Raw genomic sequence first — 15,463 nt, forward strand, 5'->3', positions numbered from 1 at the left:
AGAGCGGCATGTCTGACTTTAAGATGCTGATCGGCGGCGAGCTGGTCGAGGGCGATCACACGATGGACGTCGTCAACCCGGCGACCGAAGAGATTTTCGCGACTGTGGCGCGAGCGTCGGAACGGCAGGCGGACCAAGCGATCGAGGCGGCATCGGCCGCTTTTCCGGGCTGGGCCGAAGTGCCGATGGCCGATCGGCAGGCGAAGGTCAGCGCGCTGGCCGATGCGATTGCCGCCAACGCCGACAGGCTGGCACGCGCATTGACTCAGGAACAGGGCAAGCCGCTCGCCGAGGCGCAGGGCGAGATCGCATGGGCCGAAGGTTATCTGCGGCACTATGCGACCCTCGAGATCGCCGAGCGGACGATTCAGGACGATGCGAGCGGGCTGATCCAGGTCCGCCGCAGGCCGCTCGGCGTGGTCGCGGGAATCATCGCGTGGAATTTCCCCCTGCTCGTCGCCTGCTGGAAGATCGGGCCGGCAGTGATCGCGGGCAACACGATCGTGCTGAAACCCGCGCCGACGACACCGGTTTGCGCGCTGATGCTGGGCGAGCTGTGCCAGGGCATCTTTCCCGCCGGGGTGGTCAACATCATCACCGATGCCAATGATCTTGGCGGCTACCTCACCGCCGACCCGCGCATCGCCAAGGTCGGCTTCACGGGGTCGACCGCTACGGGCAAGAAGATCATGGCGAGCGCCGCCGACGGGCTGAAGCGGCTGACGCTCGAACTCGGCGGCAACGACCCGGGCATCGTACTCGACGACGTCGATGTGCGCGAGGTCGCTCAGGGTATCTTCAACGCCGCCTTCTTCAATTGCGGACAGGTGTGCCTCGCGATCAAGCGCGCCTATGTCCACGACAGCATCTATGACGCGATGTGCGAGGAACTGGCCCGGCTCGCCGAGGCAGCGGTCGTCGACGAGGGGCTGGCGCAAGGCGCGCAGATCGGGCCGATCCAGAACAAGGCGCAATATGAGAAGGTGAAGGCCTTTCTCGAAAGCGCGCGCCGCGACGGGACGATCGTCGCGGGCGGCGAGATCATCGATCGCGCCGGCTATTTTCTGCGCCCGACGATCGTGCGCGACGTGACCGACGGCGACCAGATCGTCGACGACGAACAGTTCGGCCCGATTCTGCCGGTGATCCGTTTTTCGGACATCGACGATGTCGTCGCACGCGCCAATGCGTCGCCTTACGGTCTCGGCGCGTCGGTCTGGTCGTCCGACGTCGATCGCGCGGTGTCGATCGCGAACCGGATCGAGAGCGGGTCGGTGTGGGTGAACCAGCATGTCGCGATCGGACCGCACATTCCGATGGCGGGGGTAAAATCCTCGGGCCTCGGCGTCGAGCAGTCGGAAGAAGGGCTCGCCGAATATACGCAATTGTCGGTGATCAACGTGGCGCGCGGCGGATGAACGAGACCTTCGACTGGAATCCGCCGACGCACTATAATTTCGCGCGCGACGCGATCGACCGGCTGGCAAAGGAACGGCCGGGCGACCGCGCGATGCTCTGGACCGACGGCGCCGGCACGCTGATCGACCGCAATTTCGCCGAATTGTCGGAGCATAGCGCGCGCGCCGCATCCGTTCTGCACGCCGCCGGGGTGAGGCGCGGCGACACCGTGCTGATCCTGATGTCGCGCGAAATCGAATGGTGGGAATTGATGCTCGCCTGCCTGCGGCTCGGCGCGATCGCTTCGCCCGGTACGGTCCAGCTGACTCCCAAAGACATCGCCTATCGCTGCGATGCGGCGCACGCGCGATGCATCGTCGCGGGAGTCGATGTCGCGCCGCGCGTCGATGAAACGCCGGTCGACGCGGCGATCCCGCTGATTCACGTCGGCGGCGCGCGCGCCGGGTGGATCGACTATGGCGCCGCAAAGGCGAACGCCGCGCCGCTCGCCGAGATCGCCGACACCGCGTTCGACGATCCCGCGCTCTGCTATTTCACCAGCGGCACGACGGGACAGCCCAAGATGACGATCCACGGCGCGGGCTATCCGCTCGCGCACGAGATTACGGGCCGTTTCTGGCTCGATCTTGGCCCCGGCGACCTGCACTGGAATATGTCCGACACCGGCTGGGCAAAGGCGGCATGGAGCAGCCTGTTCGCGCCCTGGCTGATGGGCGCCGCGATCTTTGTCCACCACGCCCCCGGTTTCGATCCCGCCGCCGCGATGGATCTGCTCGAACGTCATCCCGTGACGACGCTTTGCGCGCCGCCCACCGCTTACCGCATGTTCGTCCGCAGCGATCTGGACCGGCGGACTTTCCGGCATCTGCGCCACTGTGTCAGCGCGGGCGAGCCGCTGAATCCCGAAGTCATCGACCTGTGGAAGAAGGCAACCAGGCTCGATATCCACGATGGCTATGGCCAGACCGAAACGGTGCTGCTTTGCTGCAACCGGGCGGGCGCCGCGCGGCAGGGTGCGATGGGGCGGCCGACGCCGGGCATCGACCTGGCGGTGATCGGCCATGACGGCGCGGTCTTGCCGCCCAACGAGGAAGGCGACATTGCGCTGCGCGTCGGCGAGGGGCGCCCGCCGGGGCTTTTCCTTGGCTATCGCGGCGACCCCGATCGTACCGCGAGCGTGTTCCGCCATGGCTGGTACCTGACCGGCGACCGCGCGACGGTCGATGCCGACGGCTTTTTCTGGTTCGTCGGGCGCGCCGACGACGTCATCCTGTCGTCGGGTTATCGCATCGGGCCGTTCGAGGTCGAAAGCGTGCTGTTCGAGCATGAGGCGGTCGCCGAAAGCGCGGTCGTCGCGAGCCCCGACCCGACGCGCGGCGAGGTGGTCAAGGCGTTCATCGTTCTCGCGGCGGGGCATCAGGCGTCCGACGAACTGGCGAAAGCGCTGCAGGACCATGTCAAACGAACGACCGCGCCATACAAATATCCGCGCCGGATCGAATTTGTGGCAAGCCTGCCCAAGACGGTCAGCGGCAAGATTCGGCGCAAGGAATTGCGCGACAATGAATTCAGGAATGGAATGGCATGACCGACAGCATCGTTCGCGGAGATACGGGCGCCGCGTTGATCGAAATGACGATCGGCGACTGTTTCGACCGGACCGTCGCGCGCCATCCCGATAGCGAGGCGCTGGTGGTGCGCCACCAGTCGGTGCGCTGGAGCTGGCGCGAGCTCAAGGCGCGCGTCGATGCGGTCGCGGCGGGCCTGCTCGAACGCGGGCTGAAACCCGGCGACCGCGTCGGCATCTGGGCGCCCAATTGCGCCGAATGGGTCGTCGTCCAGCTCGCCACGGCCAAGGCGGGGCTGATCCTCGTCAACATCAATCCCGCCTATCGCGTCGCCGAACTCGATTATGCATTGAACAAGGTCGGGTGCACGGCGCTGATCCTCGCGCCATCGCACAAGAGCAGCGACTATATCGCGATGCTCGGCGAACTGGCGCCGGAACTGCCGACATCGACCCCGGGAATGCTGCGCGCGGCGCGCCTGCCCGACCTGCGTCTCGTCATCGCGCTGGGCGGCCGGGACCATGCCGGTTGCCTGCCGTTCGACGCGCTCGCCAGCGCCGACACGGGCCCGCTTGCGGATGTCCGGCTCGATCCCGCCATGCCGGTCAATATCCAGTTCACCAGCGGCACCACCGGCTTTCCTAAAGGCGCCACGCTGTCGCACCGCAATATCCTCAACAATGGCGCCTTCGTCGGCGCGCGCATCGGGCTCAAGGCGACGGATCGGCTGTGCATTCCCGTGCCGCTTTACCATTGTTTCGGCATGGTGATGGGCAATCTGGCCTGCGCGGTACATGGCGCGACGATGATCTATCCGGCCGAGGCCTTCGATCCGCACGCCGTTCTCGAAACCGTCGAGGCCGAACGTTGCACCGCGCTTTACGGTGTACCGACGATGTTCATCGCCGCGCTTGCGCATCCCGATTTCGACCGGTTCGACCTTTCTTCGCTGCGCACCGGGATCATGGCGGGATCGCCCTGCCCGATGACGGTGATGCGCGAGGTGATCGACCGGATGCATATGGACCAGGTCACGATCGCCTATGGCATGACCGAAACCAGCCCTGTCAGTTTCCAGAGCGACACCGACGATCCGCTCGATCTGCGCGTATCGACGGTCGGTCGTATCCAGCCGCATCTCGAGGTCAAGCTGATCGACCTGGCTGGCGAGGCCGTGCCGCGCGGACAGACGGGCGAGCTTTGCACGCGCGGCTATTCGGTCATGCTCGGCTATTGGGACGATCCGGATCGCACGGCGGAAGCAATCGATGCCGAGGGCTGGATGCACACCGGCGATCTGGCGACGATCGACGAGGCGGGATATTGCCGGATCGTCGGCCGCATCAAGGACATGGTGATCCGCGGCGGCGAGAATATCTATCCGCGCGAGATCGAGGAATATCTGATGACGCACGACGATATCGTCGATGCGCAATGCGTCGGCGTGCCCGACGATAAATATGGCGAAGAGCTGTCGGCCTGGATCATCCTGCGCGCGGGAGCCGTCCTGACCGCCGAAGAAGTGCGCGATTTTTGCCGGGGCCGCATCGCGCATTACAAGATCCCGCGCCACATCCTGTTCGTCGAGAGCTTTCCAATGACGGTGACCGGCAAGGTGCAGAAATTCGCTATGCGCGAACAGACGCTCCAGTTGCTGAACGACGCGAGACAGTCAGCGACGGCGAGGAACTGAGCAGCCGGGCCAAGGGGAACTCACCGCGGCTTGGGCGCGGACATATACAGGCCGTCGGTGGCGGGGTCGATCGACAACACGGGCGAACTTTCGCAGGGAAAGGCGGCATTCATCGCCATCAGGAACAGAAGGTGCGTCGAAATGTGCCGTATCGCAGGATTGTCGCGCAGGAATGTGTGGAACCGGTCGCGATGCTGTTCATAGGGGGCGCCCGGCGGCAGGCAATATATCGCCTCTTCGGGCGCCTGGCCCATGTTTATGACGGGGGCGTCGGCGATGCCCATGAAATATCCGATGCACGCGCTATAATCCTCCGAACCCGCGACGCATTGATTGTAATAGGAATCGCCCCTCGCCAGGCTTTCGCGCATCTGAAAAGCGGCGCCGGGTGTCGGCGCCGTTCCGGCGAGCAGCGCCAACGCAAGCAGTCGTTTCAATCGCCCTCTCCGATAGTCTGTGTGGCCGCCTTATAGCCGATGCGGCCCGATGAGGGCCAACAGGATTTGGACCGCTATGCATCGGGTCGTCTTGTGCTGACGGCGCCTTCCGAACGGGTTGCGAGCCCGCCAGCGTTCCCGCGACCCGCGCGCAATGCTCCTCGCGTCATTGAACACGCTCGCGGCTTCGCCCCCCCAGCCGCGCAGCGCAGCGCGCGCAATTTTGCCGAAGCGGTCCGCACCGCTCGCAACCTGCCGCGCGCCGGATCGTTGCGTCTGTCGGGGTAATGCGCAATCCGCCCGCCCGACGGGGCACCATCAAGGGAAAGCAGGAGGAATCTGGCACCATGTTCGATCGCGACACGGCCCCGCCGGGAATGGGAATCTTTCTTGCCAAACTGCTCAGCCACAGCCTTCTTTCGACGGAGGACCAGGCGGCCATCGCCGCGCTGCCGCACCAGACACGGCATCTTGAACCCAATGACTATATCCTGCGCGAGGGCGACCCCTCGGACATCTGCCCGGTGCTGCGGTCGGGCTTTGCCTACCGACAGAAGATAACCGCCAGCGGCGGGCGCGAGATCGTTTCGATCAAGATTCCCGGCGATCCGCTCGATTTTCAATCGATGTATCTTCGCACGGTCGATCACAACCTCCAGGCGCTGACCGCTGTCGAGCTTACCGTCATCATGATTTCCGATTTCGAACGGCTGGTGCAGGCGCGCCCAGCGATCGCGCGCGCCGTCATGGTCGATATTCTGATCGAAGCCTCGATCGGCCGCGAATGGCTTCTCAACAATGGCCGCCGGAATGCGCTCGCGCGCCTGGCGCATCTCTTCTGCGAGCTTCACTTCCGGCTGCACGACACGGGATCGGGCGGGCTCGACATTCGCAAAATGCCACTCACGCAGGAACAACTCGCCGACGTGCTCGGGTTGACCCCGGTCCATGTGAACCGGACGCTGAAGGCGCTGGAACGTTCGGGTGGCATCGCCCGCGACGGCCGCGGCATTCGTATCGCCGATCTGAAATCGCTGATCGCCACCGCGGAATTTTCAGACCTCTACCTCCACCGCGACCAGTCCTGACCCCGAAGGAGCAGAAGAGATGGGACGTTATTTCTTCCACACCCGCGACGGCCACAAGGAGATCGACGAGGTCGGCGTCGACCTTCTCGACGATGCGGCTGCAAGACTGGAGGCGGTGCGTTATTGCGGAAGCCTTCTCGCGGACGACCCGCACATCCTGCGGCACGGCCAACTGCTGCGGGTCGAGTGCGTCGACGATGCGGGACGACTGCTTTACACGCTGCTGGTGACGTCGGTCGACGCGAACGGGAATCTGGCGACCCTCGCGTCCGGGGCCGAGTGAAGAGGCAGCGGCCAACCGGCACCTCCGATTCCCCCCATACCCCCCATTTGTCCCGGCACACCATTCGGCCGAAGCAAACATGCGGATGGCGGATGGCGTACCGCGGGCGCAATTGCTGCCGATAAATCATAAGATTGACTTATGTTATGCCAGCGATTTTCCGCGGACGGAAATAGGGGTGCAAGGCGGAACAGTGGCGACCATCCGGCGTTGGTTGAACGAACTTCAACGGAGAATGGCCATGAACAGCGACACGATCAAGGGTAACTGGGAACAGGTGAAAGGTCACGTCCAGAAGAAATGGGGCGAACTCACCAGCGACGAGATCGACCAGATCAACGGCAACCGCAAGATCCTTTCCGGAAAGATTCAGGAAAAATACGGCCGGGCACAGGATGAAGCCGACCGTGAGATCGACGAATTCGAAAACAGTTACTGATCCTTCCTGGGCCAAAGGAAAGTCCGCGTGGCCATGCCCCGCGGGCTTTTTTTGCGCAATCCGCCGGGGAATGACAACGAGATACTGTCCGCGCCCGTGGATTGCGACGCGCTTGCGGCAGGCGTCCAAATCTAACATGATCGAACCGCAGCCGCAGGCATTTCACAGCCTATCCGCGCCCAAACGGTACCTGCCGGCAACTCGCGGGAAGAAATACAAGCAACCTTCGCATTAAGTCTGCATATGCTGACCATATGTTCGCTATCGACTCCCTCCTCGTTAAAATCGCCCTGATCGGCGTCATCGGTATCGGCGCGCAATGGATCGCCTGGCGCACGGGTCGTCCAGCCATCGCGCTGATGCTGATCGCCGGGATCCTCGCCGGCCCCATATTGGGCCTGATCGACCCCGAACGCGACTTTGGAAGCCTGCGCGAACCGATCATCAAGCTCGCCGTGGCCGTCATCCTCTTCGAAGGCGGGTTGAGCCTCAAATTCCGCGAACTGAGACATGCGGGAATCGCGGTCTTCATGCTTGTCTTCGTCGGCGTGCCCGTGGGCTGGGCTCTCGGAACAGCCGCGGCCTATTATGGCGCCGGATTGTCGTTGGAGCTCGCCGCGCTGTTCGGTGGGGTGATGGTCGTAACCGGCCCCACGGTCATCGTGCCGCTGCTCCGTTCGTTGAACATCGCACCGCGCGTCAAGCATATGCTGAAATGGGAAGCGATCGTGAACGACCCGATCGGCGCGCTGCTCGCGGTCGGCGTCTACAGCTATGTCATTCATGGCGGGGCCGAGGCGAACACGGCGTCGATCGTGATCGATGTCGTTGCGGCCAGCACGCTCGCGATCGTTATCGGTACCGCCGCAGGCTTTTTGCTGACCTGGGCCTTCCCGCGCGGCTGGGTTCCCGAATATCTGAAGGCGCCGGTCCTGCTGACGACAGTGATCGCGGTATTCGTCCTGTCCGATCTCGTGATGCACGAAACCGGGCTGATCACCGTAACGGTGATGGGCGTCGTGATGGCCAACCGCGAAACCTATTCGAGCCACGCGCTGCTGCGCTTCAAGGAGGATCTGACCATCCTGCTGGTGTCGGGGGTCTTCATCATCCTGGCCGCGACGCTGGACTGGGAGGTCGTGCGCAACTTCGAGTTGCGTTTCGTCGTCTTCCTGCTCCTGCTCCTCTTCGTGGTCCGCCCGCTCACGATCATGACCGCGCTGCTCTTTACCAGGATACCGTTCAAGGAGCGGCTCTTCGTCGCGTGGATCGCACCGCGCGGGATCGTCGCGGTCGCGGTGACCGGCCTCTTTGCGCTGCGCCTCTCGGAGACGGGAGTTGCAGGGGCCGAAGCGCTGGTGCCGCTCGGCTTTGGCGTGGTGATCGCGACCATCTTCGCGCATGGCTTCACCGCCGCGAGCTTTGCGCGCTGGCTGGGGCTCGATCGCGGCAAGGGCGACGGCATCCTGCTGGTGGGGTCGAACGGCTGGACGATTGCGTTCGCCGAATTCGTCAAGGCGCAAGACCGGTCGGTGCTGATCGCCGATACGAGCAAATTTGCGCTCCGTGCGGCGCGGCGCGCCGATATTCCCGTTTATGAGGGAGATATTCTGGAGGAGACGCACGATGACCGGATCGACATGGGCCAGTTTCAGCAATTGATCGCCGCGACGGACAACGACAGCTACAACGCGCTCGTCTGCAGCGAGCTGGCGCCCGAAATCGGCCACGACCGGGTGAGCCGTACGGTCGGGGAATCGCGCTCGGCGAGCCGACGTCGCGGCCGGGTCTTCACGTTCAGCGGCCTGCCCATCGAGGCGATGCTCGATCGCCTTCAAGCAGGGTGGACGTTCGGCCGCACTCGCATCACCGAGAAATTCACCTATGCGCAATTCGTCGCGCGGATGAAAAACAGCGGTGGCGAAAGCCTCGCAGTGACGCGGGCCTCGGGCGAAGTCGCGATCTTCTCTACCGACCACCGCCCGACCGTGGAGCCCGGCGACACGATCTGGACCTTCGTACCGCCCACCATTCCCGCCCGCGACGGCTGATCGGGCCGCCGGCGCAGCTTTTCAGCGCGCCACATCCCGGGCGGCGGCGGATGTCCCCATCAATGCGGAGCGGGAAAAGGGCGCGAAATCGCCCCGCAGTCCATGTTTGAGCGCGGCTAGCGCGAGGCCGTTCGTTGCGGCGTCGGCCAGGCCCTGCCCCTGCCACAACCCGTCCAGAACCCCGGCGGCAAAGGCATCGCCCGTGCCGATACGGTCGACGATCGGGGTAATGAGCGCCGGCTCGCTGCTGCCACCCTCGGTCCGCGTATCGATACGCGCGGTCAGGCGGTGGGTGTCCGCGCTGACGATATCCCGCGCCGTCGATGCGACATATTCGAGCGCGGGAAAGGCCTCCAGCAAGGCGAGCGCCGCTTCGCGGCGGCGGTCCTCGCCGTCGCCCGAAAATTCCTGTCCCAACAGCAGCGCCGCATCGCGGTGGTTGCCGAACAGCATCGTCGCCTGCGCGATAATCGGCCGCAAGATAGCCGCGGGATCGGGCTGCCAGCGCTCCCAGAGGCGGCCGCGCCAATTGCCGTCGAACGACACGCCGATCCCTGCGGCGCGCGCGCTTGTCACTGCCGCGAGCGCGGCCTCGGCGCTGCCCGGTCCCAGCGCCGGCGTCACGCCCGACACATGCAACCAGTCCGCACCCGACAGCAGGCGACCCCAATCCCAATCGTCCGCCGCAACCTCGGCAAAAGCCGAACCCGCGCGATCATAGACGACGTCGGCGGGCCGCATGGGCCCCGCCGGGATGTGATAATAAAGGCCCATGCGCCCGGCCGGGCGCAGCACGGATTGCATAGCGACGCCGTGGCGGCGCATCTCGCCCAGCACACCGTCGCCGATCGGGCCCGCTGGGATGGCGCTGATCATTGTCGAGCGGCGGCCCAGCGCGGCGAGCGCAACCGCAACATTCGCCTCGGCACCGCCGACATGCGCGTCGAAGCGCGGCGATTGCAGCGGCAGTTCGCCGCACGGCACCGACACGCGCATGACCACCTCGCCAAAACAGGCGATATTTCTAGGAGACTGCATCATTTCTTGAATCCGGTTTCCGCGACAGCAAGGCAGGAAATCTGGACCGAAGGGCCGAAACGCGCCGTCGCCGTCTCGCCGACCGCGATCGGATGGACGCCAGTAATGGCCCCGGCAGAAATCCACTGTCCCGCCGCCAGTTCGATAATATCGCGTCGATGGAGCTCGACGAGGAAATTGAGCGACCCCCACGGGCCGTCGAGAATATCGATCGGACGTCCCACCCCGACCATATTGTCATCGATCCGCGTTTCGACGGCGATGTCGGTAAAATCGCCCATATCGAGGGTCGGGCCGAGCAGAAGGCCGTTGTTGATCCCGATATCGGCGACGATGCCATAGGGCGCATGCGCGTGGACGTCGGGCGCGGGCGAACTGGCGACCTCGAAACCGGCGCGGATTTCGTCTATCCATGCGGCGCCGTCGTCCACGCCCGTCACGGGCGCTTCGGGGACCGCGCGAAGGCGCAGCATGACCTCGGCCTCGATCGCGGCTGCCCCGTCCGCAAAGACTGCCGCTTCGCCTGGGGCATCGCCATCCAGCACGGCCATGCGCAGCACCGGACCAGCGATCCGCTCGGCACCGAGCCGATCCACGCGCGCCGGGGGAATACGCCCCACCTTCCAGCCGAGGACGGGCGCGCCCAGCGCGGCGCTCAGCCGTCGCTGGATCGCATAGGCATCGGTCAGCGTCGCCGGCACGGGGTCCGGAAAGGCCGGTAGCGCCCGTCCCGTCAGACGCGCCTCGAGCAGCGCCGCGACCGGGTCCGGTGCGGCCGGTAAAGACGATGGATCGCTCATCAGGCCAGTTTTGCGCTCAGCAAATAGCGCTCGCGGCTTTCCGCCGACTGGCGGCGCAATTCGACGATCGCGCGCTCCTCGGTCTCGTCGAGCATCGATTCGATCAAGCGGTTGAAATGGCGCCGCATCGCAAGCCGCGCGCCGGTCGCATCGCGCTTGCGCAGCGCCGCGACAACATCCGCATGCTCGGCCTGGCGCGCCGCGCCATCCTTGCGGCAGACCAGCGAATGGCTGCTGCGCACCTCGGGCAATTCCATCCGCATCCGCCACAGGCTCTCGATCACATGGATGATCGCCTTGTTGCTCGACGCGGCGGCGATGGTCATGTGGAATTCGCGATCGATCGCGCTGATCTCTTCCTCGCTCTTGCCGTCGTCGGCCATCGCTACGAGCAGTTCGTCGAGTTTTTCGAGCGTTTCGCTCGAAATCGTCGGCGCCGCGAGCGCCGCGGCCTCGGCCTCGAACAGCGATCGTGCCTCGGTCAGTTCGAACGCGCTGACCTTGGGCAGGATCGCATTGTCGCCCGGCAGCACCGCTTCGACATAGGCGCCCGCGCCGGTGCGGATATGGATCCATCCCGTCGCCTGCAACGCGATCTCCGCCTCGCGGATCGTCACCCGGCTGACCTCGAACCGATCGGACAGTTCGCGCTCTCCGGGCAACCGCGTTCCGGGAGGGAAAGTCCCGTCCAGAATCAGACGCCGGATCGCGTCTGCAATATCTTCAAAAAGGCGGCGTTCGGCCATGATCAATCGTCTCCCCGCAGGATCGCGGATAGCTTCATACAATTTGGTATGACAAGTTTGAAGAGCCTCGCGGCGACGCGCATCAGTTTTTCGTTTCGCAAGCGGCCACGGCCAGCAGGGCGCGCCCGCACAGGAAGGCAATGGCCTGCCTCGACACCTCAGCCCGCCGTTCGGGGGCGAACTTGCCATGCCCGCCGCCGCGTACGACGAACAGTTCGGAGGGAACCGCCAGCGCATCGAGGCGGCGCTTGAGTTCGATCGACTGGGCGATGGGCACCACCGGGTCGGCATCGCCATGGGCGATGAAAACCGGTGGGCTGTCCCTAGCAATCCAGACGACCGGCGACATCGCCCTCTCGGTCGCGGCCGCCTGCGCACCCTCGCCGACCCAGTTCGCAACCGTCGGGTGCCGCGCGCCGGACGGCGACGCGATACCGGCCAGGTCGGCCGGTCCGTAGAAATCAAGGATCGCCGCCGCCGCGGGAGCGCCGCGGCATTCGGCGCTGTCGATATCATTTGCCGCGGGTAACAGCCCCGCCATCAGCGCCAGATGCCCCCCCGCCGAGGTGCCCGTGACGATGATACGGTCGGGATCGAAGCCCAGCCGCGCCGCGTTGGCGGAGACCCAGTGGAGCGCACAGCGCGCATCCTGCACGGCCGCCGGCGCGCGCGCCTCGTCCGCGAGGCGATATTGCACCGTCACCAGCGACAGGCCCGCCGCCAGATAGGGGCGAAAGCCCGTCCAGTCGGCGGGCCGCGCGCCGCGCGACCAGCCCCCGCCATGGAAGTGGATCAACACCGGACCAGGGGCCGCAACGGTATCCGCATGGCGATAGATGTCGAGGTGCAGCGGCGTGCCCGCGACCGTCCGGTACACGACGTCGCGGTCGATTTGCACCGGTTCGGCCGGGTCGGCCGCAGCGGCAGGCGCCGCCATGGCGACCAACAGCAAGGCGAACAGCGCGCGCACTATTCGGGCTAGATCCGCGCCCGCAGGCCGATGAAATATTTCGATCCATAATAATGATATTGGCGGCTGCTGCCATAGACGGGCATATAAGTCGCCTTGGGCTCGTTAAAGATGTTGAGCGCCTCGAACCGCAGCGACACGCCCTTCATCAGGTCCAGTGACGCGCGAAAGTCGACGGTCTCGCTGGGCCCGACATAGCGCAGCTGGCTGTTCCCGCCGACGAAGTCCTGATAATATTTCGAGCGGTAATTGTAGATCGCCTGCAGCGAGACGGGGCCGATCTCATAATAGGCCTGCGCCGACAGCACATGCTTCGAATAGCCCGACAGGCCCGCCGCGGGGATGATGCCGGGCGACACGGTTTCGGTTTCGGGATCATATTGGTCGCCGAGGTTGACGTCCTGATTCTCGAAATTGGAATCGGCGTAGTTATAGCTGACCTTTGCGCCGAGGCCGTCGAGCGGCTTGGGCAGGAAGCTGAAGCGCGTCGCGGCGGTCAGTTCGAGGCCGTAGATGCGTGATTTGTCGGGGCTGTTGCGCGTCTGGGTAACCGGAACGGTGACCTGTTCGCCGTTGATCGTGAAGGTCTCGTCATAGACGACCGGCTGGAAGCCGCCGTTGAACTGCTTGTAATAGACGGTCGCCGACAGGATGCTATCCTTGTTCGGATACCATTCGATCGCGGCGTCGGCGTTCCACGACATCAAAGGTTTCAGTCCCGGGCTGCCGTTGGCGCGAACATTTTCGATGGCCTCTTCGATCGAGGTGAAGCCGCCGTCGTCGCCGTCGCCGAGCGTGAAGGTGCGCCCGGCGCCGAGCGCGCTGGGGTTCGGGCGCGACATCGCGCGATAGCCCGCGAGGCGCACCAGCGTGTCGGGCGCGACCTCGAAGATCGCGTTGATGCTCGGCAAAATGCGCGTGCTGCGGCTCTCGATCCGCACCGTCTGGAAATCGCTGGTCTCTGCGAGCGTGAACCGGCCGGGGTCGGTTTCATCGGGGACGAGGATGAGGTCGCTGCGCAGTCCGTTCGAGGTGACGTCGGTCCGGACGACGCGGACGCCGAAATTGCCGCGGACGGGCATATTGCCCAGATCGGCATCATATTCGGCCATCACATAGCCCGCGAGCGTGCGTTCGGTGACGTCGCGGTTGGCCGCCGCGCGCAGTTCGTCGGGCAGCCCCGGATCGACGGTGCCCAGATATCCGCCGAATATGCAATCGACGTCAAATGTCGCCCAGCTGTGGATGCTGTTGCCCTCGGCCGCCGACAGATAGCCGGTTTGCGGGAAGGCCTGGCGGCACTGGTTGTTGATCACCCGTTCTTCGTCGATATCCGATGTCAGTTCGAAAGCCTCGTTGCGCAGGTCATAGTCGCGAAAGGTGAGTTCGGACCAGCGCGCGCCCGCCGAAATCCGGCTGAGGAAGCCATCGAGTTCATACGCGGCGTCGAAGCGCCCTGCGATGATCTCGTTGCGGCGCTTGCTCTCGTCGCGGCGGAGGCGGGCGTCGTCCCAGAAGAGATCATGGTTGTTGAGGTCGAAGCGCGGGTCGATCGTGATCGTCGGGACGAAACTGCCCGGCGCGAGTTCATAGATATAGGGGACGCGCTGGTCGCCCACCGGAGTGCGATCGCCGTTCACGTCGTTCCGGTCCGTACGCAGGCGGAAATTGCGTTCGATTTCCTTGCGGATCGTGCGCGAATAGCTGCCGTCGAAGGTCAGCGTCAGCCGGTCGTTCGGCATCCATTCGACCGACAGGCCGCCGCCGAGATATTCTTCCGAGCGCGATAGTTCGGAGCCGTTCGATTCAAGCGAGCTCGATCCTTCGAGGTAACGAACGATGCCATTCTCGTCATATTCGACGTTGGTCAGGCCGCGCCGCGCCTCGGAAATCGTGAGGTCGCGGCGGCTTTCGACGAAGGTGCGGTCCGAATATTGGACGTCGAGGTTGACGTTGAGCCGGTCCGACGGGCGCCACTGGATCGCGCCGAATGCCGCATCGCGCTTGTCCGTCTCGCTGATCTGGCGGAAGATATAGGAGTTGGGGACGAGGTAATAGGGATCCTGCCCGTAATCCTCGCGCTGGAGTTCGTCGCAATTGCCGCTGGCGGCATTGTCGGCGCGGCATGCGACCCAGGTGCTGCTGGCGGCGTAGGTTTCTTCCGGATTGTTGGTGTCGTTGCGCTGGACGCCGATCGCGATGCCGATCGTGTCGTTCGCGAACTGGTCAACATAGCTCAGCGTCCCGCGCCAGCCGATACCGCCCGAGCCCCCGGTGATGCGGTCGCCATAGGGGTTGTACTGCGCCTTGACCTCGCCCTGGATGCGGCGCTTGCCGAAATCGAGCGGGCGCAGCGTGCCGATCTCGATCGTGCCGGCGACGCCGCCTTCGACGAGATCCGCCTGCTGCGTCTTGTAGATCTTGATATTGTTGACGAGTTCCGACGGGAACTGGTTGAAATTGACCGAGCGGTCGCCGCTGCCGTTCGTCGCGTCGCGGCCGTTGAAGGTCGCGTTCGAAAGGAAGGGGCCGAGGCCGCGCAGCGCGATTTCGGAGGCGTCGCCCTTTTCGCGGTGGGTCGTTGCGCCGGTGATCGTCTGGATCGCCTGACCGACCGACAGCGCCGGCAGGTCGCCGATGTCGTCGGCGGACAGCGCGTCGACGATCGCCGTTTCCTCGCGCTTGGTATTGATCGAATTCTGGATCGTTTCGCGAATTCCGGTGACGACGATCGCGTCCTCGTCGTCGGGCGCCGCGTCCTGCGCCATCGCGGGCATTGCGGCGACGAGCAATGTCGAGCCCGCGCCGGCCAGCAAGACGGCGCGGAGCGAGCGCGCGCGGATTTGATTACGAGAATTCACTTCGTCTCTCCCAGATATCGATTCTGTTATGACCAATGCTCTCGAACATCGCAGCATTATTGTCAACCAC

General features: G+C 64.6%; 13 protein-coding genes. 7 read left to right on the plus strand and 6 right to left on the minus strand.

Translation table 11 applies throughout. The features are described from left to right. Nucleotides 1–8: 8 nt before the first annotated feature. Genes HDC35_RS17485 through HDC35_RS17495 form a run of 3 tightly spaced genes read left to right on the plus strand, consistent with a single transcriptional unit; the run spans nt 9 to nt 4,680 of the window. The gene (locus HDC35_RS17485; protein ID WP_184648668.1) at nt 9–1,418 is read left to right on the plus strand and encodes an aldehyde dehydrogenase family protein; all 1,410 of its coding nucleotides are present in this window, start codon (nt 9–11) and stop codon (nt 1,416–1,418) included. After that, nucleotides 1,415–3,007, plus strand: coding sequence for an AMP-binding protein (locus HDC35_RS17490; RefSeq protein ID WP_184648669.1), 1,593 nt, complete (start codon nt 1,415–1,417; stop codon nt 3,005–3,007). The genes HDC35_RS17485 and HDC35_RS17490 overlap by 4 nt, the downstream gene beginning before the upstream one ends. Next, on the plus strand, nt 3,004–4,680 hold the full coding sequence (locus tag HDC35_RS17495) for an AMP-binding protein (protein ID WP_184648670.1): 1,677 nt from the start codon (nt 3,004–3,006) through the stop codon (nt 4,678–4,680). Before HDC35_RS17490 ends, HDC35_RS17495 begins: the two co-directional genes overlap by 4 nt. Before the next feature lie 20 nt (nt 4,681–4,700). On the opposite strand, the gene HDC35_RS17500 is transcribed toward HDC35_RS17495, so the two are convergent. Next, on the minus strand, nt 4,701–5,117 hold the full coding sequence (locus tag HDC35_RS17500) for a Rap1a/Tai family immunity protein (protein WP_184648671.1): 417 nt from the start codon (nt 5,115–5,117) through the stop codon (nt 4,701–4,703). Nucleotides 5,118–5,464: 347 nt separating this feature from the next. Here HDC35_RS17500 and HDC35_RS17505 point away from each other — a divergent pair, with 347 nt between their 5' ends. The 4 genes from HDC35_RS17505 (at nt 5,465) to HDC35_RS17520 (ending at nt 8,978) form a co-directional block, all read left to right on the plus strand. Then, nucleotides 5,465–6,205: a Crp/Fnr family transcriptional regulator gene (locus HDC35_RS17505; protein ID WP_184648672.1), complete on the plus strand. Its 741-nt coding sequence runs from the start codon at nt 5,465–5,467 to the stop codon at nt 6,203–6,205. 19 nt (nt 6,206–6,224) lie between these two features. After that, entirely contained in the window at nt 6,225–6,488 is a 264-nt protein-coding gene (locus tag HDC35_RS17510; protein ID WP_184648673.1) for a DUF6894 family protein, read from the plus strand. A 241-nt stretch (nt 6,489–6,729) separates the two neighbouring features. After that, complete coding sequence (locus HDC35_RS17515; RefSeq protein WP_184648674.1) at nt 6,730–6,927, plus strand: CsbD family protein; 198 nt, start codon at nt 6,730–6,732, stop codon at nt 6,925–6,927. A 254-nt stretch (nt 6,928–7,181) separates the two neighbouring features. Beyond that, nucleotides 7,182–8,978, plus strand: coding sequence for a sodium:proton antiporter (locus HDC35_RS17520; RefSeq protein ID WP_184648675.1), 1,797 nt, complete (start codon nt 7,182–7,184; stop codon nt 8,976–8,978). A 21-nt stretch (nt 8,979–8,999) separates the two neighbouring features. On the opposite strand, the gene HDC35_RS17525 is transcribed toward HDC35_RS17520, so the two are convergent. The 5 genes from HDC35_RS17525 to HDC35_RS17545 all read right to left on the minus strand — a co-directional run bounded on the left by HDC35_RS17525 (nt 9,000) and on the right by HDC35_RS17545 (nt 15,393). Next, nucleotides 9,000–10,019: a sugar kinase gene (locus HDC35_RS17525; RefSeq protein ID WP_260397816.1), complete on the minus strand. Its 1,020-nt coding sequence runs from the start codon at nt 10,017–10,019 to the stop codon at nt 9,000–9,002. Next, nucleotides 10,016–10,816, minus strand: a complete 801-nt coding sequence (locus tag HDC35_RS17530; RefSeq protein WP_184648676.1) for a 2-keto-4-pentenoate hydratase — start codon at nt 10,814–10,816, stop codon at nt 10,016–10,018. The genes HDC35_RS17525 and HDC35_RS17530 overlap by 4 nt, the downstream gene beginning before the upstream one ends. Beyond that, nucleotides 10,816–11,562 (minus strand): FadR/GntR family transcriptional regulator, encoded by a 747-nt coding sequence (locus tag HDC35_RS17535; RefSeq protein ID WP_184648677.1) that lies wholly within the window; start codon nt 11,560–11,562, stop codon nt 10,816–10,818. The genes HDC35_RS17530 and HDC35_RS17535 overlap by 1 nt, the downstream gene beginning before the upstream one ends. 82 nt (nt 11,563–11,644) lie before the next feature. Next, entirely contained in the window at nt 11,645–12,532 is an 888-nt protein-coding gene (locus tag HDC35_RS17540; protein WP_184648678.1) for an alpha/beta hydrolase, read from the minus strand. 8 nt (nt 12,533–12,540) lie between these two features. After that, complete coding sequence (locus HDC35_RS17545) at nt 12,541–15,393, minus strand: TonB-dependent receptor (protein WP_311770793.1); 2,853 nt, start codon at nt 15,391–15,393, stop codon at nt 12,541–12,543. Nucleotides 15,394–15,463 lie beyond the last annotated feature (70 nt).

The sequence above is a fragment of the Sphingopyxis sp. JAI128 genome (genome assembly GCF_014207235.1).
In the GTDB taxonomy this organism is placed as follows: Bacteria; Pseudomonadota; Alphaproteobacteria; order Sphingomonadales; family Sphingomonadaceae; genus Sphingopyxis.